This window comes from Nocardia sp. NPDC023733, from assembly GCF_040639775.1.
Classification (GTDB): Bacteria; Actinomycetota; Actinomycetes; order Mycobacteriales; family Mycobacteriaceae; genus Nocardia; species Nocardia rosealba.
In genome coordinates this window covers 156,847-178,627 of sequence record NZ_JBFAAN010000009.1, presented here as the reverse complement: position 1 = coordinate 178,627, position 21,781 = coordinate 156,847, and the positions used below count along the sequence as shown (strand labels likewise).

Genomic DNA, 21,781 nt, shown 5'->3' with positions numbered 1-21,781 from the left:
AGTTGACGATATCGTCAGAAATAGCGAATGCCGAGGAGGAGGCGAGATGTCGGTAGGCCACAGCGACACACATCGCGACTTGCACGTCGATCAGGGCGCGCTGCCGGGCGAGCACCCCGGCCGCGCCGGAAACCCGATCGTCAAGGTCGCCGGCCTCGCCTGGCTCGAGTTCGGCAAGCCCGACCTGCTGAAGGCCGAAGCGTTCGCGCTGGCGTTCGGGTTCTCGGTCGCCTACCGCAGCTCGGCGGAGATACACCTGCGCGGCACGCAGGCAGGCACGCCGTGCGTGATCGTCCGGAAGGCAGTGCGCTCTCACTTCACGGGCGCGGCGTTCCAGGCCGCCGAGGAGTCCGACCTGCTCAGGCTCGCCGAAGCGACAGGTCATCGAGTACGACGGCTACCCGAGAGCCTCGGCGGAACGGGCGTCACCTTGCACGACCCGGGTGGCGGGACCGTCCGGGTCGTGGCGGGCACGCATCAGTTGCCAGAGCTACCGGGGCAGCCCGCGCACCCACTCAACGTCGGTGCATCCACCCCGCGGATCAACGCGACGCAGCGACCACCGCGGGTGCCTGCCCGTGTCGAGCGGCTCGGCCATGTCGTGGTCTCGCGCACCCGCTTCCTCGAGAACCTGAACTGGTATCTGGAGCATCTCGGCCTGATCGTGAGCGATTTTCTGTACTTCGACGGACAGCGCGCACGCGGGCCGGTGATGGCCTTCATCCGCTGCGACCGCGGGAACACGCCGACCGACCATCACACCCTCGCCATCACGCTCGGCCCCTCGGATCGTTACGTGCATTCGGCGTATCAGGTGTGCGACCTCGACGCGCTCGCGGCCGGTGGCGAGTTCCTGACCGCACGTGGCTATCGGCGGTCCTGGGGAATCGGACGACATATCCAGGGCAGTCAGATCTTCGACTACTGGCGCGATCCCGACGGTTTCCTCGTCGAGCACTTCACCGACGGTGACCTGTTCGACAGCTCACTGGAACCCGGCTGGGCACCGATGACGGCCTCGGGGCTGGCGCAGTGGGGCCCACCGGCGACCAAGGACTTCCTCGGTATCGCACCGAGCCGCAACTCGCTGCGGGAACTGCGTTCCCTCTTCTCTTCGCTCCACCGAGACAACGAATTCGACGCCCAGCGCTTGCGGGGCCTTCTGAAAGTAGCCGGCTCATGAGCATTTCCGTGGTGCGCACCAACGACGCATGGTGGGTACTGACCCCAGACGGCGCTGCCCGAATCGACACCGAGGCCGTGACCACGGGCGAACTGCTGGCCGACCGCGCCGCGATCGAATCGGCACGCCGCGGCACCGACACCACGCCGGTGGAGACCCTGGCGTTGGTCTCCCCGGTGACCGCGCCGTGCCGGGTGGTCGCGCAGATGACCAATTACGTGTCGCACGTGCGGGATTCGGGGATGAACCCGCAGACGGTTCCGCTGACATTTTTCCGCAAATCGTCCGGATCCATCAGCGGTCCGGAGGACGACATCGTCAAACCGCCGCACGTGCGGTTGCTGGACTACGAGATCGAGATCGGGCTCGTCATCGGCGCGCCGCTGCCGGTCGGCACCACACTCGACGCGTCGAATATCGGGGGCTTCATCGCCGGTTTGGTCATCACCGACGATGTCTCCGCCCGCGACGTCCAACTGCCCAAAACCCAGTTCTACGAGGGTAAGTCCTATCCCACCTTCACACCGGTCGGCCCGGTGTTGCTGCTGCTCGAAGCGGGCGAGTTCGACAGATTCGACGAGCTGTGCCTGACAGTGCGCGTCAATGGCCGGGTGCGCCAGCACAGCACGGTGGCCGACATGATCTACGGCCCACTCGAAACCCTGCGCGCCCTGACCGGTTTCCAGCGTATGGATCCGGGCGACCTGTTGCTCACCGGCACCCCGGGCGGAACCGCCTTGAAGGCCCCCGCCAAACCCGTCGAGATTCTCGGTTCGCTGATCCCGCCCGCGCTCAAGTGGAAGATCTTCTTCGCCAAGCAGGCATCGAACCCGGACTACCTGCACGACGGCGATGTGCTCGAGCTGACCGTCTCGACACCGGACGGCGCGCTCGACCTCGGCGTTCAGCGCACCAGGGTGCGTTATGGGCACTGAGCAAGGCCGGATCGAGCACTACCCGGTCGTGATCGTCGGTGCGGGTCCGACCGGCATGACCGCCGCATTGCTGTTGGCGCGATACGGCATCGAGTGTCTGATCCTCGATCGCTGGGAGAAGGTGTATCCGCAGCCGCGGGCGGTGCACCTCGACGACGAGGTGTACCGCATTCTCGCCGACCTCGGTCTCGGCGACGCGTTCGCGGAGATCTCCCGGCCCGGCCGCGGCCTTCGGCTGGTCGACTCCGCCATCGCCACGCTCGCCGAGTTCGAGCGCGATCCCGCCCGGATGCCACACGGATTCCCGCCGGCCAACATGTTCGACCAGCCGGATCTCGAAGTCCTGCTGCGGTCGCGGCTGGCATCGACGGCGGGCGTCCTAATGCGGGGCGGCTGTGAGGTGCTGGACGTGGCGAACACGCCCGAGCACGCCCGTGTGCGATACCTCGCTGCAGAAGCCGGTGAAACGCGCACTGTCACAGCGGATTTCGTACTCGGTTGCGACGGCGCCAACAGTGTCGTGCGCGCGTCGATCGGTGCACGCATGCGCGATCTCGGTCTGGAACAGCGGTGGCTGGTGGTCGACATCGCCACCGACGCCGACCTCGGGCAGTGGGATGGCGTGCACCAGGTGTGCGACCGGGAACGGGCCGCGACGTACATGCGCATCGGCGCCGCCCGCTACCGCTGGGAGTTCCGTCTGCGTGACGACGAGTCCGCGGACCAGTTCGCCACACTCGACGCCATCGAGCCGCTCCTGTCCCCCTGGCTACGCGAGGTGAGCGATCCCCACCTGACGCTGATCCGGTCCGCCGGATACACCTTTCGCGCCCAGGTGGTCGACCGGTGGCGGGATCGCAGGATCTTCCTGCTCGGTGACGCGGCGCATCTCACCCCGCCGTTCATCGGGCAGGGCATGGGCGCGGGTCTGCGCGACGCCCAGAATCTGATCTGGAAGCTGGTCGCCGTCCTCGGCTCGGCACTGCCCGACGACGCACTCGACTCTTATCGAACCGAGCGTGAACCGCACGTCAGGTCCATGATCGCGCTGGCCGTCGCCGTCGGATGGGCGATGACGTGCGGCGCGACGACCCGCGCCCTGGCCTGCGAGTGGGTGTGGCCCGTGCTCGGCCGGGTTCCCGGCCTCGAAGCCAAGCTGACCGACAGCGCCACACCGCGACTGACCCGGTCGATGTTCGTGGCGCGACGCGCGTTTCGGCCGCTCGACCTGGCCGGATCGCTGTGCCCGAACTGCCTGGTCGAGGGTGGCAGGCGGGTCGACGACATCGCTGCCGGGCGTTTCCTCTTCGTCGCGACCGCCCCGATCTCCCGCCAACAGCGGACCGAACTCGACCGGCGCGGTGCAGCGATATTGGTGGTATCGGCGTCGTCGGAGCTCGGCGAATGGCTGCGCCGTGGACGAGCGAGCGCCGCGATCGTGCGCCCCGATAAAACCGTACTGGCGGCTTCTCGCTCGGTCTCTTCCCTCCATACCCGCGTACCGAGTTGCCCCACCCTGTCGACCGCGCCCGCAGACCGTGGTCGAACCGGCCCGCAGACCGAAGTGCTTCGTAGACCACATCATTCGCAGGCCGGTGAGTCTTCCGCTCGCGCTCGTTCGGCCGGACGGGAGTCGGCATGAAGACAGCGATCGTCACCGGAGCGTCCTCCGGAATCGGGCGGGCCGTGGCCGCCGCCCTGGTCGCGCGCGGCTACCACGTCCTCGGGACGAGCCGTGACAGTTCCACCGTGGCTGATCCCGTGCCGGGGGTGGACTACCGCGATCTGGATCTCACCGATCGTGGCTCGATCGCCCGTTTCGTCGACGCACTCGACAGCACAGCCGTCGACGTGCTGGTCAACAACGCCGGGGAGAGTCAATGTGGACCGCTCGAAGAGCTGCCGATGGACGCCGTGCAGAGGTTGTTCCAGCTCAACGTCTTCGGTGCGGTCGAACTGATCCAGCTGCTGTTGCCGGGGATGCGGGAATGCGGTCGCGGCAAGATCGTCAATATCGGGTCCATGCTCGCGAGCTTCCCGCTCGCCTACCGATCGTCCTATGTCGCGGCCGAAGCCGCCCTCAAAGGTTTCGCGACCGCCACGCGCTACGAGTTGAAGCCGTACGGCATCGACATCACCACCGTCGAACCCGGCTCCATCGCCACCGGACTGTCCGGACGCCGCACGAAGTACCTGGGCGACGACTCCCCTTACCGTGCGCGGTTCACCGCGGCGATCGCCGCCCTCGATGCCAAGGAGGCCACGGGGATCTCGGCAGACGAGGTCGCCCGCACCGTGCTCGAAGCTATCGACGCCGAGCGCACTTTGCCGCTCTACGCCGTCGGCTCCAATGCGCCTGTCGTGTTCCTGGCTCAGCGGTTGTTGCCACGCCGGGTGATCGAGGCCGCCATGGCCAGGGCGTACGGAGGCAGGACCGCATCGTGAAGCTGCTGCACAACAGACGGTTTCGCCTCCTCCTCACTGCAGCGGCGGTGACAATGATCGCGAGCTGTTCGCTACATGGCGCCGAGCAGGCACGCGATGGCTCGACCCAGATCACCGCGGATTTCGAGAACATCGCGGGGATCTTCGAGGGCAACGACGTGATGGTCCTCGGTATCGCGGTGGGCAAGGTCGACAAGATCGTGCCCAAGGGCACCTTCGTCGAGGTCCACATGACCATCGAGTCGGGGGTGAAGATCCCCAAGGAGGCGATCGCCGCGATCATCTCCCCCTCGATCGTCACCGACCGCCACATCGAGATCACCCCGCCCTATACCGGTGGGGAGGCACTCGAGTCCGGTGATCACCTGCCCAAGGCGCGCACCAGGACCCCGGTCGAGCTGGACACGATGATCAAGACCATCGACCAGTTCGCCGCCGCACTCGAGCCCGAAGAGGGCCAGGAAGGGCTCGGTCCGCTCTCGGGCCGGGTGCTGTACCCGGTGCTCAACGGCAACGGCCAGAAGATCCGCGAAACCCTCGATGCCCTGTCGTCGGCGCTGAAGGTCGGTATCGACAACAAGGACGCGATCTCCAACATCATCATCAAGCTCAACGAGCTCACCACGATGCTGGCCGACAACGACCAGTCGGTGCGCGACTTCAGCAACCAGGTCACCCAGATGTCGGGGCTGCTCGCCGAACAGGCCCCCGGCCTGCAGGCCACCCTCGACCAGCTCAACGGGTTCCTGGCCAACACCTCCACGACCTTCGGCGAGCACGCCGACACGTTGTCGGCATCGCTGACCGGAATCACGAACGTCACCAACCAGCTGCGCGCCAACTCCGGCGCGATGATCGAGATCGTCGATATCGCGCCCCTGCTGATGCAGAACATCGACGGCGCGATGGACCCCGAGCGCAAGATCTTCCGCTCACACGCATTGATCGGGACCACGCTCTCCGGCGAGATGGTCAGTCTGTTCTGTGAGCGTATCCAGATGCGTTCCGACGATTGCCGTTCCGGGAACTTGCATGACCTCGGCCCCGACTACGGGTTCACCGCCGCACTGCTGGGGACCACGAAATAGCCTGGACCGGTGCGGCGGTATCGGGTTGGAGGTGCGCGAGGAGGAGTTTGATCAGCAGTACCGGGCCGAACCAGAGCAGGAAGGTGGGCACTGTGAGCATTGTCGTGGTGATCACGACGCCGAATACTGTGGCGGCGAAGGCGATCGGCACGCGCAGCTGATCGGGCACCGAGAGCACGACGACGGCCGCCGCGAGGACGAGGCTGTAGATGGCCGCCGCGACCCACCAACCGAAACCCGGGACCACCAACGCCAGCAGGAACGGTTGGCCGTGGACGGCGACGAACGTGAGGTGATGGCGGGTGCTTCGGCCGGGCCGGTGGAACCAGTTTTTGGCCGATGCTGTCGCATTGACCACGGCGCCGCCGAAGAGGTCGAAGCCGATCAGGGCGACAACCGCGACGATCAGCGCGGAGCCGCCTGCGTTTCGCGCGAGCAGCGCAGCCGTCACCCCACCGAAGACCGCGGACGAATAGCACAGGGCTGCTTCGCTTCTCGTCGCTCCCGGCGCTATCAGCCGGTCGGTGATCGTCATCGCCGGATACCTTCCACGCACACTTGCACGAGGGGTTCGGTCAAATCGGTGAGCGCGATGCGGTCATCGGCCAGCCACTGCACCAGACACCCTTCGATGGCGCCGACGATCACCGCCGCGTGCGCGTCGCCGATGCCCGCCCGCAATTGCCCCTCGGCGTCGGCCGCGCGCAGCAATTCCGCGACGGCCGCCCGGTAGCCCTCGTAGACAGCGGCCATGTCCAACGGTGTCCTGGCCGACCACACGTCCAGCAACACGCGCGCGTAATCCGGGTGGGCCGCCAGCATCGCCACGGTCGACCGGATCAACTGAGCCAGCCGATCCAACGCGGGCCCGGTTCCCGGCGCGGCGAGTTGCTGTTCCGCGCGCGCACGGTATTGGTCGAACGCGGCGGTGAGCAGCTCCTCCCGGCTGCTGACCGCGAGGTAGACACTCCCTTTCGCGACCCCGGCCTCCGCCGCCACATCTTCGATCCGCGATGCGGCGAACCCCTTTCTGGCGAAGACCCGGACGGCCGCCTCCAGAATTTCGGTCCGCCTCGCATCCACATCCACTCGCTTCGACATGGGCTAATAATGACTGACCAGTCAGCCATAGTCCATAGTCGGTCGGACGCGCGATCACCACGCTGTGGTGGCGGCGGGCTTTCAGACGATGCCGCCACCAGAGCGTGGTGATCGGCTGACCAGCGCCGTCGGTGGTGGGATTCAGCGTTTGGTGACGACTCGTTCGCCTTCGCCGGGTTTCCAGATGGTGATGGCGAGCTGGTCGTCGGCGACTTCGACCGTGGAGGCGCTGGTGAGGTCGGCGATGTAGAAGTGGTCGAATTTCTGGCCGCGGATGTCGAAACCGCTGTCGTCGAAGAGTTTCTGCGCGAAGCGGGCGTGGACGGATTCGTCCTTCAGGTCGGTGACGGTGCCGAAGAGTTTGGCGTCGCCCTCGGTGACGTTGGTGTCGACGGTTGCGGTGTGCAGGCAGAAGCGGGGGTCGCGGGCGAGGTCGTCGAACTTGCGCGTGTCCGGCATGCCCGCCAGCACCAGCATGTTCTCGAAGACCATCGGCTCGATCGGGCTGATCCGTGGCCATCCGTCGGCGCGGAGGGTGCCGAGCATGCACAGATTGCCGGTGGCTCGGTGTCTGCGCAGGAACAGCTCGCAGATGCGCGGCGCTTCCTCGGTGAACTGGCTCCAAGTGGTCATACGCCCACGCTACGACGCAACCTTGACATCCTGTGTCAAGGTTCGCGGCTAGCCTCGGAGTATGCGAGCGAGCAGGCTGGTACAGCTACTGCTCCTGCTGCAAGCCAACGGCGGGGCAACGGCCGGGGAGCTCGCGCGGGAGCTGGAGGTGTCGGTGCGCACGGTGTACCGGGATGTGGAGGCCCTGTCGGCGGCGGGTGTGCCGGTGTACAGCGAACCCGGGCGCGGCGGCGGGGTGCGACTGGTCGACGGATACCGAACCCGGCTCACCGGCCTCACCTCCGACGAGGCCGACGCCGTGTTGCTGGCCGGCCTACCGGGCGCCGCCGCCGACCTCGGCCTCGGCACCGTCCTCGCCACCGCACAGCTGAAAATGCTGGCCGCGCTGCCACCGGAACTGCGCGGCCGGGCCACTCGCATCGCCGAACGCGTCCACATCGATATGCCCGGCTGGTTCCACCGCCCCGACGAAACCCCCACCCTCGCAACCATCGCCGACGCCGTCTGGCACGACCGCCGCCTCGCGATCACCTACCGGCGGGGTGACGACGTCGTCGAACGCACGGTCGACCCCTTGGGCCTGGTGATGAAGGCGGGCACCTGGTATCTCGTCGCGCGCGTCCGCTCCGATATCCGCTCCTACCGCGCAAGCCGAATTGACACGGCCGCCCCCACCGGCGAAACATTCGACCGCCCAGCCGATTTCGACCTCGCTGCCCACTGGCAGGCAGCAGCGGTCGACTTCGGGCGGTCCATGCTGAAAGTCAGCGCACAATGCCGGATCGCCACCGAGCACCTCGGCCTCCTGCACCTCATGAACGACCCAGCAGCCGTCCACGCCGCACTGGCCTCCCTCGGCCCCACCGCCCCCGACGGCTGGGCCGACATCACCATCCCCTCCGAATCCTACGAAGTACTGACCCACGCCCTACTCTCCCTGGCCGACCACATCGAAGTCCTCGCTCCACCCGAGTTCCGCGCCCACCTACGGACGATCACCGAGGCCATAGCCGCCCGCTACCGCACCACCTAAATCCGCCATGACCGCACTCCCAGCCCCCACGACCCGACCTCGAGGAGGGTCCGCCGCGAAGCGGCGCAGCGGCCCGGCCGCGCGAACAGCGCTCGAAGCGCATGCGCCGCAGGCGCGAGTCTCGAGCGCTGTTCGCGCGGCCCCTCAGGGGCCGCGCTCGAGCGCGCCAGCGCTCCAAAAATACAGCCCAATACCTTTTTGGTGCACAAACCACCGCAGTGGTTCTGTCCGGGCGAAAGTGCGGCAGGTACACCTACCAGCACCGCCCGAAACAACGACCACTGCCCCAACCCAACCTCACGGCACCCAATCCAAAACCTTTCCCAGCGAACGAAACTGAGCACTGGCCGGAGTCATCCGCAAAGCCGCATCACGAACCGCGACCAACGGCCGCGCGGACAATTGAGCGACAACCCCGATCGTTCCCGACCGCCGAGCGATCATCTGCGTACGAGGCCGACGCTCGGAGTCATAGCGCCTCAACCCATCAGGCGTACCGGCCAGCCGCGAAAGAACAACCGCATCCTCGAGCGCCTGACACCCGCCCTGCCCGAGATTCGGCGTCATAGCGTGAGCGGCATCGCCGAGCAGCGCGAGACGACCTGCGGTGAAGGTCGTCAGCGCAGGCAGTTCATAGATATCGTTGTGCAGCACCGTGCTCGGATCGGCAGCCGCGAGCAACGCAGGGATGGGATGATGCCAGCCGGCGAAGCGAGCACGTACCTCAGCGAAACTGCCGCCGACACCTTCCTCCGCGTCGTAGACCGCGAAGCAGTAGATGCGCCCATCGGGCAACGGCGCCATGCCGAAACGCGCACCCCGACCCCACGTTTCACCGAATTCGGTCAGTGGCTCGGCGATACCGACCACAGCACGCCACACCGTGTACCCGGCATAACGCGGCGCGACCTCCCCGCAGACGGCCCGCCGCACGACGCTGCGAATACCGTCGGCGCCGACAACCAGATCTGCAGTGACCTCGCTCATGTCTCGCCCCGACCCGGCCGAATGCACGACCGTCCCGTCCAGATCGGCCCGCTCCACCGAAATCCCCGTCTCCACAACCCCTTCCGGCAGAGCCTCTCGGAGAATATCCAGCAACGCAGCCCGATGGATCATCACCGGCGCCCCGAATCGACGCCGCATAGTCGCCACATCGGTCCGTGACAGCCATCTCCCACGCTCGTCCCGAATCCCCGCCGACACATCGTCCAACCCCTGCGCCCGCACCGCCTCGCCGACACCGAGCAAGTCCAGCGCCCGCAGGGCATTGGGCCACAGCGAAATTCCCGCCCCGACCTCGGTGTACCGCGCCGCCCGTTCGAGCACTCGCACCGACCAGCCGCGTTCGATCAACCCGAGGGCGACCGCCGTCCCCCCGATTCCACCGCCGACAACAATCGCTGTAGCCATTCCGAACCCTTCGTATCGAGTGACGATCCCTGTCCGGGTACCACTTGCGGACCGGAAGGGGTTTCCACACGACGCCCTTCCCGGTGCGATGCCACCGTACTACAGCTGTAGTGCCTGACACTACGGGTGTAGTGTCCATCACTACGTCCGTAGTATCGATGTGTGGCAACCAAACGCGAACAGATCCTCGACGCGGCCATCGAGGTATTGGGCACGCGCGGCTCACGTGGCCTTACCCATCGCGCCGTAGACCAAGCCGCCGACCTGCCCGCCGGCTCCACGTCGAACTACTTCCGCACCAGGGAAGCGCTGCTGTGCGGAGTAGCCGAGCGTCTCGAGCAGCGCGATCACGCCGATTGGAGCACCCTGCACCGCGTTCTCGGGCCGCCCACCGTCGACCACCTCGTCGACGCACTGGCCCGATTCATCACCCACGCGACGACCACCGACCGCATCCGCACCCAGGCCCGCCTCGCCCTCTTCGGCGAAGCCCAAGCGATGCCGACCGTTGCCGAATCGCTGCGACGCGGGCACGGCCGACTACGCCAGCAGGCGGTCGAGCTCGCCGCTCAGGCGGGCATCGGCCCGGTCGATGCCGGAATCCTGGTCGACTACATGGACGGCGCGGTCATCCATCGCCTCACCGGCGCGGAGCACGGCAAAGACCCCCGCGAGGCGCTCGAACGGCTGACTCGAATCCTCTCGTCGCCTGCCCGAAAGGCGCGCTGACGCACCTCGCGGCCGACGCACCCGGCTACCCGAACAACGCGCCGATGCGTTTCGCCGCATCCTCGCGACTGAACCCGACGCACTCCGGACATTCATCGACGATCGGGTGTGTACAGCGCAGGACGTGGGCGAGGAATTCGATGGTGCGCGTGAGATCACGCACGCGCGCACCGAGTTCGGCCTGCTTGCCCGCGAAGAGTTCGACCCGCTCCGCACGCGACCGAGCCGCGAACAGGTCCTTGATCTCGGCCAGCGAAAGCCCGGCGCGCTGACAGAGCAGCACCAGACGAGCCCGCACCACCAGGTCATCGCTGTAGACCCGGTGACCGCCCGGCGCCCGGGGCGGAACGAGCACCCCGACGTCCTCCCAATGACGGAGCACATGAGCGGCGACACCCAGTTCGACGGCGACATCACCGATTCGGCGCGGTCCGGCGGTATCGGTCACGTTCGCCTCTTTACTTCAGGTCCACCTGAAGTTTTAGCGTAGCTCCATGACAACCGAGCACAAGGGCGAGCGAGTAGCGACGCCGGATATCTGGCAATGCTGCCGCGCCGCGACGACGGCGATCACCGGCGCTGTACTGCCGCGCCGACCCGATCGCCCATTCCTTTCCGCACTGCGGGACAACGGATTACCGCGTGGCTCGACAACGGTCGAACTGGTCGCCTTGGCGCAGAATGCCCGCAGCGTGCCGACCGCCGCCGTCGTCGAAGGTGTGTTCACTCCGCGCCGGATCGAATCCGCGATGACGGCCTTCGTTGTGCGACACCCCCGGGCGACCTTCCTCGTCGACCCGGGCATCTGCGTCGACGTGCGGCGCCGGGCGATAGCCGAACTACCGCAGGTGCTGCGAGTCGCGGTGAACCCACCGAGCGATGTGCTCGACATCCGAGAGTCTTTGCAGCGCAGCGGAATCGATGCCGACGATATCGACTTCGCGCTGCCCACCCACCTGCACTGGGACCATGTCGCCGGACTGCTCGATCTGCCGGGCCTGCCGTTGCGGCTGCATCGGCCCGAACACCGGTGGGCGATGACCGGCCCGGTCGCCCCCGTCGGCGGCGTGCGGCAAGCCGTCCGCGATCGCCCGCTCGATTGCTACGAACTCGACGGCCCGCCCGTCCTCACCTTCGCCGCGAGCCACGATGTGTTCGGCGACGGCGCGGTGGTGCTGGTCGATCTGGCCGGGCACACACCGGGCAGCATCGGAATTCTGCTCCGCACCGCACGCGGGCCCGTCCTGCTGGCGGGCGACGCGGTCTGGCACAACCTCCAGACCACCGCGCTGCGGCAGAAGTCGGGCTACCCCGGTGCGCTGGCCGACGACGACCGCACCGGGGCCTGGCGAACGATCCATCGCCTGCACGCTGTTCGCGATGCGGTCCGCATCGTCCCCAGCCACGACCACCGGGCCGCGTGCGCATGGACCGAAGACAGCGCAACCGGGCTGCCCACGCAGGACAGCCCGGTTGCCGCCGAACCGCTACACGATCGAGAACAGCAGCGCCGCGACCGCGAAACTCACCACTGACAACACGGTTTCGAGCACCGTCCACGTCTGCAGTGTCTGTTTCACCGTCATGTTGAAGTACTTCGCGATGATCCAGAAACCGCCGTCGTTCACGTGGCTGAGGATGATCGAGCCCGCGGCGATCGCCATGGCGATCAGGGCGATCGACATCTGCGAGTAGTTCTGCTCGGCGACCAGCGGGGCGACGATGCCGCCGGTGGTGACGATGGCGACCGTGGCCGAACCCTGGGCGATCCGCAGGCCGCAGCTGATGAGGTAGGCGAGCACGATGACGGGCAGGCCGGCCGCCGACATCGTGTCGGCCAGGGCGGTGCCGATACCGGTGGCCGAGATGACCTTGCCGAAGAACGCGCCCGCACCGACGACCAGCAGCACCATGCCGACCGGTTTGAGCGATTCGGCCGTGATGACGCTGAGTTCCTGCACGGTGGAGCCACGCCGGATACCGAGCAGATAGAACGCCACGAGCACGGTGATGAGCAGTGCCACGGCGGGCGTGCCGAAGAAGGTGAGCACCTGCAGCAGGGACGAATCCTTGTCCAGCAGTTGGTATCCGAAGGTGGCGCCGAGGATCAGTACCAGCGGGATGGCGATGATGGCGCCGATCAATGCCACCGAGGGTGGCGCCTTGGTGACCACGCCGGTGGCGACGATGCCGCCCTCCTCGTCGTCGGTGTCGGGTTCGAGCGGAACGAATTCCTCGGGAACCGGTACGAAGACGCGCTTGCCGATATAGGTGCCCCACAGGATGCCCGCCGCAATGAAACCCGGTATGCCGCAGACGAATCCCATCACGATCAACCAGCCGAGACTCACTCCGAGCAGCCCGCCGAGCGCGACCGGGCCAGGATGCGGCGGCAGGAACGCGTGCGTCATGGACAGACCGGCCAGCATGGGCATGGCGTAGAGCACCAGCGATCGCCCACCGCGCTTGGCCGCGACGTAGATCAGGGGTGCCAGGACGAAGATGCCGATGTCGAAGAACACCGGGATGCCGAAGATGAGACCGAGGATGCCCATCGCGACGGGCGCGCCCTTCTCACCGAACACCCGCAGCAGCTTGTCGGTGAGAACATCGGCACCACCGGATCTTTCGAGGATCGCACCGAGCACGGTGCCGAGCCCGATGATCACCGCGATGTGTCCGAGAATATTGCCGAAGCCGGTCTCGAGCAGCGACTCACCCGCCTTGAGCGGGGTGCCGACGATCTCGGAGACCGGTAGCCCGGCGGCCAGCGCCAATAACAGACCGGTGAGCAGCAGCGCGACGAACGGCTCCAGTTTGATCTTGATAATGGCGATGAGCAGTACGGCGATCGCGAGACCGCACAGCACCAGCAACCCGGGGGTGGTGGTGCGCAACCAGTCGACTGTGGCGCCCATGGACAAACCTCTCAATCCAGCGAATGAACGAAACGTGCGGCCCGGGAGCCGATCTCGGACCAGCGCGAGCTCGCGACGTCCAGGGGCGCGACCACCTCGGTGCCCGCGGTGACGGCGATGGCGCCCGCCTGCAGGTATTCCCGCGCGTTGTGCGTGTTGACGCCGCCGGAGGGAATCAGGAACACGTGCGGGAACGGGCCGAGCAGGTCTTTGAGGTAGGCGGGGCCGAGCGAGCGGGCGGGGAAGATCTTCACCGCTGCCGCACCCAGGTCGACCGCCGCCAGCACCTCCGTGGGTGTGAAAGCCCCCATGATGACCGGAATCTGGTTCGCCACAGCGACTTCGGCGACCTCCGGGCGCACCGCGGGGGTGACGAGGAACTGTGCGCCGACGTCGACGGCCGCCGCCGCCTGGTCGCGGGTGGTGACGGTACCCACGCCGATCACCGCGTCGGCGGCACTGCGCGCCTTCGCGATCGCGTCGAGCACACCGAGGGTGGTGAAGGTGAATTCGACCGCACGCAACCCCGCGCCGGCCAGTGCCTCGGCCAGTGCGACGGGATCGGGGACGGCGGGTGCGCGAACGACGGTGAGCGCCCGGTCGGCCCGGATCACCTCCATCGCCCGTGACGACGAGCTCAGCAGCGGATTCATCGGGTCTCCTCTCGCGTGGCGTCCATACGCAGGGCACGACCGGCGCGGACCCCGGTCGCGGTGCCGTTCTCCACGGCGAATTCGCCGTTGACCAGCACATGCTGGATACCACGCGCCTGCTGACGTGGCTGCTCGAACGTGGCCGTGTCGTGGATCGTCGCCGGATCGAACACCACCAGGTCGGCGGCGAAACCGGGCCGGATCAGCCCGCGCTCGGCCAGCCGCAGCCGGGCGGCGGGACGGCCGGTGAGGTGATGCACGCAGTCCTCGAGACCGAGGACGCCGAGCTCACGGACATAGCGCGACAGGTAGCGCGGGAAGGTGCCCCACGCCCGCGGGTGCGGGCGGGCGCCGACGAGCAAACCGTCGCTGCCGCCCATGTGCCCGGCGTCGACCATGATCGCGCGCACGTTCTCCTCGTGGCCCACGTGCTGCAGGATGGTGGTGGCCAGCTGGTCGCGGACCAGCAGCTCGAAGAACACCTCGACGGGCGCGGTGCCGCGCTCGGCGGCGATCTCGGCGACGGTGCGGCCGACGTGCTCGGCGAGTTCGTCGTTGCCGACACCGCTGATCTGGATGGTCTCCCACTCGACGGTGACACCGTGACACCCGTCGGACCCGTGCACGTCCACATCGGTGGCGATGCGGCTGCGCGCGGCCGGGTCGCCGAGCCGGTCCAGCGCGGCGTCGGGACCGCCCGACATCGCCCAGCTGGGCAGCAATGCCGACAGCGTCGTCGCGCCGGGCAGGTACGGATAGGTGTCGAGGGTGATGTCGCAGCCGTCGGCGCGGGCGTGGGCGATCATGGCGAGCAATTCCGGTGCGCGACCGCGATTCACGCCGAAGTTCATGGTGGCGTGGGTCAGGTGCAGGGCGCAGCCGGTGGCCTTCGCCAGACCGATCATCTCGGCGTAGGCCTCCAGCGCGCCCGCACCGTAGGAGCGGGTGTGCGGAGCGTAGAAGCCACCGTAGGAGGCGACGACGGCGCACAGGGCGGCGAGTTCACCGGTGTCGGCATACATTCCGGGCGTATAGGTGAGCCCGCTCGACATGCCGACCGCGCCCTCGTCGAGCCCCTGTGCGAGCAGTGCGCACATCCGGTCGATTTCGGCGGTGGTGGCCGCACGTTGGTCGGCGCCCACGACGAGCAGGCGCAGCGTGCCCTGCGGCACCAGGTAGGCCGCGTTGGGCGTGATGCCCTGGTCGAGCCGGTCCAGGTACTGCCCGACGGTGCGCCAGGAGAAGTCGAAATCCGCGGGATTGCCGTTCCAGCCGGCGATCTGCTTGCGCACCAGCGCGAGTGCGGCGTCGTCGATCGGCGCGTAGGACAGCCCGTCCTGCCCGATCACCTCGGTGGTGACGCCCTGGGTGATCTTCGGGATGTGCTCGGGGTGGGTGAGCAGGTACAGATCCGAATGGGCGTGCATATCGATGAAGCCCGGCGCGAGGACCGAGCCCGGCCGCACACCGATCACGCGGGCGTCGGTGTGGATCGAGTCGGCGATCTCGGCGATGCGGCCGTCGCGGACGAGGACGTCACCGTGGGTACGTGGTCCGCCGGTGCCGTCGACGATATCGATGTCACGAAAGAGCAAGGAGGTCATGGTCGTCCGTCAGAAGTAGGTGCGGATGAGGTCGACCACGCGCGGGTGCGCCGTCTCGGCGGTGTCGATCACGGGAATGAGCCGCCATTTGTCGAAGGCGGTACAGGGATGCGAAAGACCCAGCCGAACAACACTTCCCACGGGAAGATCCGCGAACGTGGCACCGGGCAGACGCAGGAAGGTGTGCTGGTCGTTGAGCGCGCTCACATGCGCGCCCGAGGGGAGTGCCGCCCCGCCGACCACGAGTTGCGGTGTCGGCAGGCCCTCGTCGAAGGGGAAATCGCGTTTGCCGCCGTCGAGCAGGGCGAGTTCCGGCTCCGGGCGGGAGACGACCCGAGCCCAGCCGTGCATCGCCGAACGCAAGCCGGGGTCGGCGGCGGGGGCGCTCAGCGGGGAGATGCCCGCGTAGAAGCCGTCGTCGTGGACGAGGTACGCCCCGCTACGCAACACCACGGTGGTTGATCCCGGCACGGTCGGCAGCTGGTCCGATCCCAGACCGGCCAGTTCCTCCACGACCAGTTCGGGATAGGCACTGCCACCCGCCGAGACGACCGCGGGCCCGGAATACAGTTCGCCGAGCTCGATGTGCAGGGAGGCGAGTTCGCGCAGATAGCCACGAACCGCGGTCAGCGCCGCGGGGGTGCGATCGTGGGCGAGCGCGCCTTCGTATCCACCCACGCCCGCCAGCACGAGACGTTCACTGCCCACCAGGGCGTGCGCGACCGCGAGCGCCTCGGCACGGGTCCGCGCACCGGTACGGCCATGCGCGCCACCCAGTTCGACGAGCACGCGGACCGGCGGACCGGGCGCGGTGTCGCGCAGGATCTTGTCCATCAGTTCGACGGTGGCGACGCTGTCGGCCCAACAGTAGAACTCGAAATTCTCGTCGCGCGCCGACTCCTCGGCCACCCAGGCCAGCCCGATCGGGTCGACCAGCGCGTTGGCGAGCAGGATCCGGCCGACCCCGAAGGAGCGGGCGAGCTGTGCCTGCCAGGCGGTGGCCAGGGTGATCCCCCAGGCGCCTGCCCGCAGCTGTTCGCGCCACAGCTGCGGCGCCATGGTGGTCTTGCCGTGCGGGGCGAGCGCGACACCACCTGCACTGCTCCAGTCGGCCATCAGCGCTCGGTTGTCGTCGAGGGCAGCACGGTCGAGGGTGAGCAGCGGCGTCTGCCAGTGCGTGAGTCGCGGTGCGCCCGTCAAGTATTCGCGGACCGTGTGGCCCCACGCGGCGGGTGGGGCGCTCTTGATGTGCGGGCCGAGCAGCTCGGCGGCCAGCGCGTCGACGACATCGTTGTCGATGGTCACAGCATCCCTTTCCCGGCGGGTACACAGCACGATCGGACATGTCCGACAGCTATTGCACTATGTGCAACGTGAGTTGCACTGAATGTTTCTGCTCGTTATTGTGCATGCAGACAGCAGTGACCGCAACCACGAAAGGTCCGATGAGGTGACCCACGTAACAAAGGCGCAGCCCAGGGCGGTCACCGTGGGCGAGGGATTGGCGGTGCTCATCGCCGAGCCAGGTCCGCTCGAACGCTCCGGAATGTTCGAGCGCTGCGCCGGTGGCGCCGAGGCGAACGTGGCCTCGGTGCTGGCCCAGCTCGGGATATCGGCGGCGTGGCTGTCGCGGGTCGGTGACGACGGGTTCGGGCGCTACCTGACGGCCGAACTGGCCCGTGCGGGGGTGGACGTGGCAGCGGTCGCGGTCGACCCGATGCGGCCGACCGGCATCTACGTCAAGGAACGCGGGAGCGGCTCGGACGCGGCACACGACCTACCCCGGGGCGAGAGCCGTATGCACTACTACCGGTCGGGGTCGGCCGCCAGCGCGCTCTCGCCCGCCGACCTCGACGCACCGCCACTGGCACGAGCCGACCTCGTGCACTTCACCGGCATCACCCCCGCACTGTCCGAGTCGGCGTGCGCGCTCACCCGCGGCCTGCTCGACCGTCCACGACACGGGTCACTGGTCAGCTTCGACCTGAATTACCGTCCGGCCGTGTGGGGTTCACGAATCGGCGAAGCAGCCGACGAACTCGCCGCGCACGTGCGTGGCGCCGATGTCGTGTTCCTCGGCGCCGACGAGGCCACCGAGATCTTCGGTACCGGTGATCCGGCGGCCCTGCGTGGCCTGTTCCCCGAACCAGGGCAGCTGATCGTCAAGAACGACAAACACACCGCGATCGGTTTCGACGGTGATCACGTGGTGGAAGTTCGCGCGCTGAACCTCACCGTCACCGAACGTATCGGCGCCGGTGACGCTTTCGCCGGCGGCTACCTCGCGGCGCTGCTGCACGGCGCCGACCTGCGCACCCGCCTGCGCTACGGGCACCTGTGCGCGGCCGCGACCCTCACCGCCTCGGGCGATTCGGCGAAACTTCCACCGTCCCAGGAACTCCGGCGACTGGCCGCGCTTCCCGACGACGCCTGGACGGGGCTCACCTATCCACCGCGAGCAGATGGGACGATCGGGCCATGAGTCAAAGCGTGTCGCGAGCCCTGTCCATTCTGATCGCGCTCGGCGAGGACTCCCAGTCCCTCGACGAACTGGCGGGTCGGCTCGGGGTGCACAAGTCGACCGTGCTGCGGCTGCTGCAGACCATGCAGGCCGAACGATTCGTGGTCCGCGACGCCGTACACCGTTACTCACTGGGCAGCCGCATGTTCGAATTGGCAAGCCACGCACTGGAAAACCGGGATGTGCGCACGGTCGCCAGGCCGCATCTGAGCGCCCTCGGCACGACCACCGGTCAGACGGTGCACCTGGCCGCCTACGAGTCCGGCGACGCGGTCTACATCGACAAGGTCGATGCCGAACAATCGGTGCGGATGTACTCGCGCATCGGCAGGCCCGCTCCCCTGCATTGCACGGCCGTCGGCAAGGTTCTCGTCGCCGCGCTGCCTCGACCCGAATGGGCCACGGTGGCAGCACGTTTGGACTACCACCCGTTCACCCCACGCACCCTGCGTACGCCGGAGCGATATCTCGCCGAGCTGGAAAGGGTTGCCGCCCAGGGCTTCGCCGAGGACCACGAGGAACACGAGAGTTTCGTCAACTGCATCGGGGTGCCTGTGCGCGACGGCATCGGCAATGTCGTTGCCGCCGTGTCGGTCTCGGTACCCGATGTGCTGCTCGATCACGACCAGGTGCTCGCACTGCTGCCTCAGGTGCGTGCGTGCGCCGATGCCATCTCCACCGAACTCGGCTGGGATCCCCGCCGAGCCGTCCCCGCGAGGAAAGGCTGAACCAATGTCCGACAAGATCGCCGTCCGCACCTCCGACGCTCCCGCCCCCGCCCACACCTTCTCCCAGGGCGTGCGCAAGGGACCGTTCGTCCAGGTCTCCGGGCAGGGTCCGGTCGACCCGGAAACCAACGAGTACCTGCACCAGGGTGACGTGGCCGCCCAGACCACCCGCACCCTGATGAACGTGAAAGCCATCATCGACGCGTCCGGCGCCACCTTCGACGACGTGGTGATGTTGCGCGTGTACCTCACCAAGCGCGAGGACTTCGCGGTCATGAACGAGGCGTACGGCGAGTTCGTCACCAAGCACACCACCGACGGAGTGCTGCCGTCGCGCACCACCGTGTTCACCGGTTTGCCGCGCGCCGAGATGCTCGTGGAGATCGATGCCGTGGCGATCGTGACCGATTGAGCGACTGCGTTTCCCGCGATGCGAAGGACACCGGAGCGGGGCTCGTGTTGAGATGAGGCGGGCCCCGCCTGGGGCCTGTTCGACCCGTCCTACCCGAGGATCAGCCTATGTTCGTCAAGACCGCCCGTCCGCTCGCCGTCGCCGCGCTCGCCCTGTTCGTCACCGCCACCGGTGCGGGCACCGCCTCGGCCGCCACCGCGACGCCCGTCGTCGGTTCGGTGTCGATCTGCACCGGCATCCCGGTCGGGCCGCTCACCATCAGCGTCTGCCTGTGACCTAGGCCTGTCGAAGTAGTAGGTGGGGTGGTGCCGCACAGCGGTGCCACCCCACTTGCGTTCCGGCTCATCGTTCCGCGTCGCGAACCAACAGTGCGATCTGCACTCGATTGGCGAGGCCGAGTTTGGTGAACAGATTGCTGGTGTGCGCCTTGACGGTGGCGACGGTGACCTGTAACCGCGCGGCGATCTCCTGGTTGCCGAGCCCGTCCGCGATGGCTCGGGCGGTGTCGAGTTCGCGTTCCGACAGGGCGGCCAGCCGTTTCCGCGCGGCGTCGCGGGAGTCGCTGCGGGCCTCGGCGGAACCAGGCCCGGTCGCCGCGGCGATCACCCGCGCCGTGACCGTGGGAGACAGCACGGGGTTGCCGGCCGCGACGGTGCGCACCGCGTCGGCGATCCGGGCGGGCGGGGTGTCCTTGAGCACGAAGCCGAGTGCTCCGGCGCGGAGTGCACGGAGTACCAGTTCGTCGGAGTCGAAGGTGGTCAGCATGAGCACTGCGGGCGCGGCCGGTTCGGCGCGCAGGGACCGGGTGGTGTCGACGCCGTCGCGGCCAGGCATCCGCACATCCATCAGCACGACGTCGGGTCGATGTTCTCGCACCGCCTCGATCGCGGTGCCACCGTCGGCGGCCTCCGCGACGACGGTCAGATCCGGTTCGCCGTCGATGACGAGTCGTAGCGCCATCCGCACCAGCTGGTCGTCGTCGACGATGACGACGCGCACCGGCTCCTGATCACTGTGCACTCATGCTCTTTTCTCGTGGTCGTGCTCCGGCCAGGGAAGTTGCGCGGTGAGAACGTACCCGTTGTCGGAGGTGTGGTGGTGGTCGAGTGTTCCGCCTGCAAGGGTGATGCGTTCGGCGAGGCCGAGGAGCCCGAAGCCCGAGGCCGGTGGCCGGGCGACGGCGGTGGCACCCGCCGAATTCCGGACGCTGACGTGCAGTTCGCCGCCGGGTGTCCCGTCAACCGTGATGCGGACCTCCGCGTCCGGGGCATGCTTGGCCGCATTCGTCAGCCCTTCCTGGATCACCCGGTAGCCCGTCCGCCCCACGGTCTCGGGTGGGGTGTCGGTCACCGTGCTGGCGAGCGTCACGTCCAGGCCCGACGACCGGGCGTCGGCCACGAGTTCCGGGATCCGGTCCAGGGTGGGTTGCGGTGGTTCGGGGCGGTCGGGGTCGGCACGGAGGACGCCGAGGACATCCCGAAGTTCTTCCAGCGCTTGGCGGGAACCGTCGGCGATCCCGCGGATCAGCGTGCGCTTCTCCTCGGCCGAGAGGTCTGCACGGTGGTCGAGGACGCCGGCTTGCATGGCGACCAGCGAGATCCGGTGGGCGAGCACATCGTGCATTTCGCGGGCGATTCGGTTGCGTTCGGTGGCCCGTGCCTGTGCCGCCCGGGCACCCTGTTCGCGTTCGGCGCTGTCGGCGCGTTCGCGCAGCGATCGCACTTCGACGCGGCGGGCATCGATGGCCACGCCGGTGGCCACGGCGATCCCCGCGGTCGAGACCGTCAGTGCGAATTGCAGCCAGACCGGGGCGGGCGGGGTGTCGACCGGGTAGAGACCCTGAGCGAACTGCGCCGCCGTCACATACGCCGCAACGACCACGGCGATCTCGACCGGACGGCGACGGGTGGACAGCGAACACAGGGCAAGCAGCGCGGCACCGGTGGCGAGCGCCGACGCGGCCGAGGCGATCACGACCACCAGGGCGACGGTGAACGGGAACCGGCGCCGCCACGGCAGCACCGCCAGGCAGCCGAGTGCGATCAGCGGATCACCGGTCACCAGCCAGGAACATGTGTCGGCCGTACAGCCTGCAGGCAGTACGGCGGCGACGGAGAACCAGAGGGCGGCGCCGATTGCCGCGGCCGCCGTCAGCCGCCAGGTCTGCTGCCATACCCCGAGTCGTGCCGGGCCGTCGGTGTCCACCCGGCCATTATCGCGACGACGACCGGCTTGGAGCACCCACCCAGCGGCTGAGATGTGCTCGACCCGGGGCGAATGGCCGACTCGACTTTCGTCGAACACGATCGCCGCCGCCGGGGCGATGTGCCTGCGGCGCGGACTCGACAGACTCGGTCATGTACCAGCCGGACACGAGCCCCCGCT

At 67.8% G+C, this 21,781-nt stretch carries 23 protein-coding genes; 12 read left to right on the top strand and 11 right to left on the bottom strand.

The features are described from left to right. Positions 1–46 precede the first annotated feature (46 nt). Genes AB0F86_RS26950 through AB0F86_RS26930 form a run of 5 tightly spaced genes read left to right on the top strand, consistent with a single transcriptional unit; the run spans position 47 to position 5,651 of the window. Positions 47–1,183, top strand: coding sequence for a VOC family protein (locus AB0F86_RS26950; RefSeq protein ID WP_356987364.1), 1,137 nt, complete (start codon positions 47–49; stop codon positions 1,181–1,183). Further along, on the top strand, positions 1,180–2,118 hold the full coding sequence (locus tag AB0F86_RS26945; RefSeq protein WP_356987351.1) for a fumarylacetoacetate hydrolase family protein: 939 nt from the start codon (positions 1,180–1,182) through the stop codon (positions 2,116–2,118). The genes AB0F86_RS26950 and AB0F86_RS26945 overlap by 4 nt, the downstream gene beginning before the upstream one ends. After that, positions 2,108–3,760, top strand: a complete 1,653-nt coding sequence (locus AB0F86_RS26940) for a bifunctional 3-(3-hydroxy-phenyl)propionate/3-hydroxycinnamic acid hydroxylase (protein WP_356987353.1) — start codon at positions 2,108–2,110, stop codon at positions 3,758–3,760. The genes AB0F86_RS26945 and AB0F86_RS26940 overlap by 11 nt, the downstream gene beginning before the upstream one ends. Next, positions 3,757–4,563 carry an SDR family NAD(P)-dependent oxidoreductase gene (locus AB0F86_RS26935; RefSeq protein ID WP_356987355.1) on the top strand — a complete coding sequence of 269 codons (807 nt, stop codon included), beginning with the start codon at positions 3,757–3,759 and terminating at the stop codon, positions 4,561–4,563. The genes AB0F86_RS26940 and AB0F86_RS26935 overlap by 4 nt, the downstream gene beginning before the upstream one ends. A 2-nt stretch (positions 4,564–4,565) precedes the next feature. Beyond that, positions 4,566–5,651 (top strand): MlaD family protein, encoded by a 1,086-nt coding sequence (locus AB0F86_RS26930; RefSeq protein WP_356987366.1) that lies wholly within the window; start codon positions 4,566–4,568, stop codon positions 5,649–5,651. Here AB0F86_RS26930 and AB0F86_RS26925 read toward each other — a convergent pair. From AB0F86_RS26925 to AB0F86_RS26915, 3 genes are all read right to left on the bottom strand, one after another. Continuing rightward, on the bottom strand, positions 5,620–6,186 hold the full coding sequence (locus AB0F86_RS26925) for a hypothetical protein (protein ID WP_356987357.1): 567 nt from the start codon (positions 6,184–6,186) through the stop codon (positions 5,620–5,622). The genes AB0F86_RS26930 and AB0F86_RS26925 overlap by 32 nt on opposite strands. Then, positions 6,183–6,752: a TetR/AcrR family transcriptional regulator gene (locus AB0F86_RS26920; RefSeq protein WP_356987359.1), complete on the bottom strand. Its 570-nt coding sequence runs from the start codon at positions 6,750–6,752 to the stop codon at positions 6,183–6,185. Before AB0F86_RS26920 ends, AB0F86_RS26925 begins: the two co-directional genes overlap by 4 nt. Before the next feature lie 141 nt (positions 6,753–6,893). Beyond that, complete coding sequence (locus AB0F86_RS26915) at positions 6,894–7,385, bottom strand: pyridoxamine 5'-phosphate oxidase family protein (RefSeq protein WP_356987361.1); 492 nt, start codon at positions 7,383–7,385, stop codon at positions 6,894–6,896. Between the two features lie 61 nt (positions 7,386–7,446). Here AB0F86_RS26915 and AB0F86_RS26910 point away from each other — a divergent pair, with 61 nt between their 5' ends. Further along, a complete protein-coding gene (locus AB0F86_RS26910) occupies positions 7,447–8,418 on the top strand; it encodes a YafY family protein (RefSeq protein WP_356987363.1) in 972 nt (323 codons plus the stop codon). Between the two features lie 297 nt (positions 8,419–8,715). Here AB0F86_RS26910 and AB0F86_RS26905 read toward each other — a convergent pair whose 3' ends face one another. Beyond that, complete coding sequence (locus AB0F86_RS26905) at positions 8,716–9,831, bottom strand: FAD-dependent monooxygenase (protein ID WP_356987368.1); 1,116 nt, start codon at positions 9,829–9,831, stop codon at positions 8,716–8,718. A 162-nt stretch (positions 9,832–9,993) separates the two neighbouring features. On the opposite strand from AB0F86_RS26905, the gene AB0F86_RS26900 reads away from it, so the two are divergent. Next, positions 9,994–10,560, top strand: coding sequence for a TetR family transcriptional regulator (locus AB0F86_RS26900; protein WP_356987370.1), 567 nt, complete (start codon positions 9,994–9,996; stop codon positions 10,558–10,560). 25 nt (positions 10,561–10,585) lie between these two features. On the opposite strand, the gene AB0F86_RS26895 is transcribed toward AB0F86_RS26900, so the two are convergent. Continuing rightward, the gene (locus AB0F86_RS26895) at positions 10,586–11,008 is read right to left on the bottom strand and encodes a MerR family transcriptional regulator (protein ID WP_356987372.1); all 423 of its coding nucleotides are present in this window, start codon (positions 11,006–11,008) and stop codon (positions 10,586–10,588) included. A 46-nt stretch (positions 11,009–11,054) separates the two neighbouring features. Between AB0F86_RS26895 and AB0F86_RS26890 the strand changes: the two genes are divergently transcribed. Further along, complete coding sequence (locus AB0F86_RS26890) at positions 11,055–12,095, top strand: MBL fold metallo-hydrolase (RefSeq protein ID WP_356987374.1); 1,041 nt, start codon at positions 11,055–11,057, stop codon at positions 12,093–12,095. Here the strand turns inward: AB0F86_RS26890 and AB0F86_RS26885 are convergent. The 4 genes from AB0F86_RS26885 to AB0F86_RS26870 are packed head-to-tail and all read right to left on the bottom strand — an operon-like array spanning position 12,048 to position 17,040. Continuing rightward, positions 12,048–13,478, bottom strand: a complete 1,431-nt coding sequence (locus AB0F86_RS26885; protein ID WP_181697737.1) for a gluconate:H+ symporter — start codon at positions 13,476–13,478, stop codon at positions 12,048–12,050. The two genes, AB0F86_RS26890 and AB0F86_RS26885, sit on opposite strands and share 48 nt — an antisense overlap. Before the next feature lie 11 nt (positions 13,479–13,489). Further along, positions 13,490–14,131 (bottom strand): bifunctional 4-hydroxy-2-oxoglutarate aldolase/2-dehydro-3-deoxy-phosphogluconate aldolase, encoded by a 642-nt coding sequence (gene eda, locus AB0F86_RS26880; RefSeq protein WP_356987376.1) that lies wholly within the window; start codon positions 14,129–14,131, stop codon positions 13,490–13,492. Further along, a complete protein-coding gene (locus AB0F86_RS26875) occupies positions 14,128–15,735 on the bottom strand; it encodes a D-aminoacylase (RefSeq protein ID WP_356987378.1) in 1,608 nt (535 codons plus the stop codon). Before AB0F86_RS26875 ends, eda begins: the two co-directional genes overlap by 4 nt. Positions 15,736–15,744: 9 nt before the next feature. Then, entirely contained in the window at positions 15,745–17,040 is a 1,296-nt protein-coding gene (locus AB0F86_RS26870; RefSeq protein WP_356987380.1) for an amino acid deaminase, read from the bottom strand. Positions 17,041–17,185: 145 nt separating this feature from the next. On the opposite strand from AB0F86_RS26870, the gene AB0F86_RS26865 reads away from it, so the two are divergent. The 4 genes from AB0F86_RS26865 to AB0F86_RS26850 all read left to right on the top strand — a co-directional run bounded on the left by AB0F86_RS26865 (position 17,186) and on the right by AB0F86_RS26850 (position 19,671). After that, positions 17,186–18,217 carry a sugar kinase gene (locus AB0F86_RS26865; protein ID WP_356987381.1) on the top strand — a complete coding sequence of 344 codons (1,032 nt, stop codon included), beginning with the start codon at positions 17,186–17,188 and terminating at the stop codon, positions 18,215–18,217. Beyond that, positions 18,214–18,984, top strand: a complete 771-nt coding sequence (locus tag AB0F86_RS26860) for an IclR family transcriptional regulator (RefSeq protein ID WP_181697732.1) — start codon at positions 18,214–18,216, stop codon at positions 18,982–18,984. Before AB0F86_RS26865 ends, AB0F86_RS26860 begins: the two co-directional genes overlap by 4 nt. A gap of 4 nt (positions 18,985–18,988) precedes the next feature. Beyond that, positions 18,989–19,396: a RidA family protein gene (locus tag AB0F86_RS26855; RefSeq protein WP_356987383.1), complete on the top strand. Its 408-nt coding sequence runs from the start codon at positions 18,989–18,991 to the stop codon at positions 19,394–19,396. A gap of 107 nt (positions 19,397–19,503) precedes the next feature. Next, entirely contained in the window at positions 19,504–19,671 is a 168-nt protein-coding gene (locus tag AB0F86_RS26850; RefSeq protein WP_166655834.1) for a hypothetical protein, read from the top strand. Between the two features lie 67 nt (positions 19,672–19,738). Here the strand turns inward: AB0F86_RS26850 and AB0F86_RS26845 are convergent, their stop codons facing one another. Both AB0F86_RS26845 and AB0F86_RS26840 read right to left on the bottom strand, forming a co-directional pair. Beyond that, entirely contained in the window at positions 19,739–20,416 is a 678-nt protein-coding gene (locus AB0F86_RS26845; RefSeq protein ID WP_356987385.1) for a response regulator transcription factor, read from the bottom strand. Continuing rightward, positions 20,417–21,601 carry a histidine kinase gene (locus AB0F86_RS26840; RefSeq protein WP_356987387.1) on the bottom strand — a complete coding sequence of 395 codons (1,185 nt, stop codon included), beginning with the start codon at positions 21,599–21,601 and terminating at the stop codon, positions 20,417–20,419. Between the last annotated feature and the right edge of the window lie 180 nt (positions 21,602–21,781).

Excerpts from the sequence above, each read along its gene's own strand:
- AB0F86_RS26950 (WP_356987364.1), top strand. The coding sequence starts at position 47 with ATGTCGGTAGGCCACAGCGACACACATCGCGACTTGCACGTCGATCAG.
- AB0F86_RS26945 (WP_356987351.1), top strand. The coding sequence starts at position 1,180 with ATGAGCATTTCCGTGGTGCGCACCAACGACGCATGGTGGGTACTGACC.
- AB0F86_RS26890 (WP_356987374.1), top strand. The coding sequence starts at position 11,055 with ATGACAACCGAGCACAAGGGCGAGCGAGTAGCGACGCCGGATATCTGG.
- AB0F86_RS26935 (WP_356987355.1), top strand. The coding sequence starts at position 3,757 with ATGAAGACAGCGATCGTCACCGGAGCGTCCTCCGGAATCGGGCGGGCC.
- AB0F86_RS26940 (WP_356987353.1), top strand. The coding sequence starts at position 2,108 with ATGGGCACTGAGCAAGGCCGGATCGAGCACTACCCGGTCGTGATCGTC.
- AB0F86_RS26850 (WP_166655834.1), top strand. The coding sequence starts at position 19,504 with ATGTTCGTCAAGACCGCCCGTCCGCTCGCCGTCGCCGCGCTCGCCCTG.
- AB0F86_RS26920 (WP_356987359.1), bottom strand. The coding sequence starts at position 6,752 with ATGTCGAAGCGAGTGGATGTGGATGCGAGGCGGACCGAAATTCTGGAG.
- AB0F86_RS26885 (WP_181697737.1), bottom strand. The coding sequence starts at position 13,478 with ATGGGCGCCACAGTCGACTGGTTGCGCACCACCACCCCCGGGTTGCTG.
- AB0F86_RS26860 (WP_181697732.1), top strand. The coding sequence starts at position 18,214 with ATGAGTCAAAGCGTGTCGCGAGCCCTGTCCATTCTGATCGCGCTCGGC.
- AB0F86_RS26905 (WP_356987368.1), bottom strand. The coding sequence starts at position 9,831 with ATGGCTACAGCGATTGTTGTCGGCGGTGGAATCGGGGGGACGGCGGTC.
- AB0F86_RS26910 (WP_356987363.1), top strand. The coding sequence starts at position 7,447 with ATGCGAGCGAGCAGGCTGGTACAGCTACTGCTCCTGCTGCAAGCCAAC.
- eda (WP_356987376.1), bottom strand. The coding sequence starts at position 14,131 with ATGAATCCGCTGCTGAGCTCGTCGTCACGGGCGATGGAGGTGATCCGG.
- AB0F86_RS26855 (WP_356987383.1), top strand. The coding sequence starts at position 18,989 with ATGTCCGACAAGATCGCCGTCCGCACCTCCGACGCTCCCGCCCCCGCC.
- AB0F86_RS26915 (WP_356987361.1), bottom strand. The coding sequence starts at position 7,385 with ATGACCACTTGGAGCCAGTTCACCGAGGAAGCGCCGCGCATCTGCGAG.
- AB0F86_RS26925 (WP_356987357.1), bottom strand. The coding sequence starts at position 6,186 with ATGACGATCACCGACCGGCTGATAGCGCCGGGAGCGACGAGAAGCGAA.
- AB0F86_RS26875 (WP_356987378.1), bottom strand. The coding sequence starts at position 15,735 with ATGACCTCCTTGCTCTTTCGTGACATCGATATCGTCGACGGCACCGGC.